The sequence below is a fragment of the bacterium genome (assembly GCA_035703895.1).
Lineage (GTDB): Bacteria > Sysuimicrobiota > Sysuimicrobiia > Sysuimicrobiales > Segetimicrobiaceae > Segetimicrobium.
The window spans coordinates 1-2744 of record DASSXJ010000204.1; the positions used below are offsets into that span (position 1 = coordinate 1).

Here is a 2744-nt window from a genome sequence, read left to right on the forward strand (position 1 = left end):
TCGACACGACCAAGAGCCCGGTGGGCCCCGACCCCCGGTTCCCGGCGAACATGCCGGTAGCGCCCTTCGACGCGGCGCAGTATGTGAAACCCGAGGATCGCACCGGCGACCTGGTCCACCGCTACTATCAGGAGCAGTACCAGATCGATGGCGGCAAGATGGACAAGTTTGTCGCCTGGAGCGACGCCGCCGGGCTCGTGCTGAGCTACTACGACGCGACCAACATGCCTGAAGGCAAGCTGGCCCAGCAGTACGTGCTTGCCGACAACTTCTTCCACGCGGCGTTCGGCGGCTCGTTCTTGAACCACTTCTGGCTGGTCTGCGCCTGCACCCCGGTCTGGGCCAGCGCCCCGGATGCCGTGAAGGCGCAGATGGATGCGACCGGCATGATGGTGAAGGATGGCCAGGTGACGCCGGACGGCTACGCGATCAACACGTCCTACACCGTGAATCAACCCCACCCGGTGGAGATGGATCCTGCGAGACTGGTCCCCAACCAGACCGCCCCGAACATCGGCGACCGCCTCGACGAGAAGGGGATCTCCTGGGCTTGGTACGCGGGTGGGTGGAACGACGCGGTTTCCGGGCACCCCGATCCGCTCTTCCAGTTTCATCATCATCCATTTGCCTACTTCGCCAGGTACGCGGACGGTACGGCCGGGCGCGCCCAGCACCTCAAGGACGAACAGGACTATTGGGCGGCGCTCCGGGACGGCAAGCTTCCGGCCGTCGCGTTTGTCAAACCGCTCGGGCCCGACAATGAACACCCGGGGTATACCAACCTAATGCGCGGGCAGCAGCATGTGCTCGAGTTGGTGGCCGCCGTGATGAACAGCCCCTACTGGAAGGACACGGCGATCATCATTACCTACGACGAGCACGGCGGTCGTTGGGACCACGTCGCGCCTCCCAAGGTCGACCGCTGGGGTCCCGGCGCTCGGGTGCCCGCCATCATCGTGTCCCCATTCGCCAAGCGGCGGTACGTCGACCACACGCAATACGACACCACCGCGATCCTCAAGCTGATCGAAACGCGCTGGGGTCTCAAGCCGCTGGGCAGCCGGGACGCCGGGGCCGGCGATCTCCGGAACGCGTTCAACTTCTAAACAGGAGTGCGCTCTGTAGCGACCCGCCAGGACCACAGCGGCAGGTCCTCGACGACCATGTCTGTCACGTCAAACGCATTGACATCGAACGCCAGCGCGGCCTCGGCCATGGCCTGGGCTTCCGGCCCCCAGCCCATCTGGTCGCCCTCGACGCGGGCGCTTCGGTAGGCATGCAGGAGCGCGCGGACCTCTAGGTAGGGGCCGACGAGGTCCGCGCGCACCGCTTCGTCCCCGTTGATCTGGGCGACCACAGCGGGATGATCGCTGTGTACTACCACGCGGCGCGACCCGAGCCGCCGCGCCGTCCACAGGGCATACAGGATACCTTGAAACGCGGCGAGATCCCGGTTCGAGACGGACACCCGGCGGCCAACGCGGCGGAGCACCTCGCCGCGGGGATCGACGAAGACCACGCCGAGGCCCGCCCACTGTCCCCTCTGGGCGGTCGCGACGTACGCATGGAACACCCGATCCGTATTCATCGCACCCACTCGAGGGCGGCGGTGAGTACCCCCAAGCCGGCGAGCAGCGTGATTTTGAGGCCGATCAGCTCCCGGTCGTCCTCGAGGCGCTGCCAGAGGCGTCGGGTAGGGGTACGGGGGCGCAGGAGAGGGAGGGAGCGTGCACCCAGGCCTGCCGGCTCCGTCCTTCGGAGAGGATGCCTTCTGCCTTGGGGTCTGGCTCCTCGCGGCGCGCTTGGGACTAGGGAGCCGGACCTCTCGACATCCTCCCGGGCGAGACTGAGCGCCTTGTGCACGCACCCCTCCTTAGGTGGGGTCGTCCGATGAGGCTTGCTCACCCTTAGTGTACCCAGATGCGGGTCAAGGGCACGTGAAGCCCGGTCGAACCCTGTGTGAAAGGGCGGCTTCACCCAGCCTTCAACTGTGCTTCACCTCCGGTTAACTTTCGCGCCCTACTTTATAAAAGGAAGACTGGGGGATGGTGGGATGGCCATGGGTCCGATCGAGTCGCGAGACGGGATCGAGGCACCCTCGGACAGTTGGACGAGGTGGCGGGAGGACATCAGGGTGGCCGCGACGATCTTCGGGGTGCTGCTCCTGGTGTCGGTGGCGGCGGCGGTCTGTGTCAGACTGCTGCTGGGTATCTGACTAACGGACCCATGACAACCGGAGGTGGGACGTCACGCTCATGAAGAACCCCAGGGTGTGCTCGGGGAAGCGCATTGATTTTCACACGCATGCAAAGCCGTCGAAACGGCTCCCGTTCTCGCTGGACGCGTTTTGGTGGACGGTATCGCAGGCGCGGCAGACCGAACTCGACGCGTTCGTGCTGACCGAGCACTTTCATGCCCCGGACTTTTGGACCATGTATGACGTCCTCTGCCAGACGCTCGCGTATGACAATGGTGTTCTGGTCGTCGATGATCAGCTGCGTGTTCTGACCGGAGCGGAGCTAGGCGTGTCGGAGGGCTGCGACATCCTGCTGCTCGGCACGCTGGATCAGCTCGGGCGGTTCAGTCAGGGGCTGTGTGCCTCCCCAGTCACGGGCTACAAACCGCCCTTCGACGAAGCGTTGGAGGTCGCGCGGCGGCACGGCCTGCTGATGATCGGCGCGCACATGTACCGGTGCGGCAAGGAGCTCGCCAGGCTGGGGCAGGCGCGTCTCCGCAGGCTGGAC

The 2744-nt window shown here is 65.5% G+C and carries 4 protein-coding genes; 3 read left to right on the plus strand and 1 reads right to left on the minus strand.

Annotated elements, in window-relative coordinates:
• Nucleotides 1-1106: alkaline phosphatase family protein (locus tag VFP86_13740; GenBank protein ID HET9000700.1), on the plus strand; the 1106-nt coding region annotated here is incomplete at its 5' end.
• Here the strand turns inward: VFP86_13740 and VFP86_13745 are convergent.
• The gene (locus tag VFP86_13745) at nt 1103-1588 is read right to left on the minus strand and encodes a reverse transcriptase-like protein (protein HET9000701.1); all 486 of its coding nucleotides are present in this window, start codon (nt 1586-1588) and stop codon (nt 1103-1105) included. The genes VFP86_13740 and VFP86_13745 overlap by 4 nt on opposite strands.
• A 465-nt stretch (nt 1589-2053) precedes the next feature.
• On the opposite strand from VFP86_13745, the gene VFP86_13750 reads away from it, so the two are divergent.
• Together VFP86_13750 and VFP86_13755 are read left to right on the plus strand one after the other, a co-directional pair.
• Nucleotides 2054-2215 (plus strand): hypothetical protein, encoded by a 162-nt coding sequence (locus VFP86_13750; GenBank protein HET9000702.1) that lies wholly within the window; start codon nt 2054-2056, stop codon nt 2213-2215.
• 40 nt (nt 2216-2255) lie between these two features.
• A partial coding sequence (locus VFP86_13755; GenBank protein HET9000703.1) for a hypothetical protein occupies nt 2256-2744 on the plus strand: 489 nt, incomplete at its 3' end.

What these genes read in the sequence shown, in the direction of transcription:
- VFP86_13745 (HET9000701.1), bottom strand. Translation starts at nt 1,588, where the DNA reads ATGAATACGGATCGGGTGTTCCATGCGTACGTCGCGACCGCCCAGAGG.
- VFP86_13750 (HET9000702.1), top strand. Translation starts at nt 2,054, where the DNA reads ATGGCCATGGGTCCGATCGAGTCGCGAGACGGGATCGAGGCACCCTCG.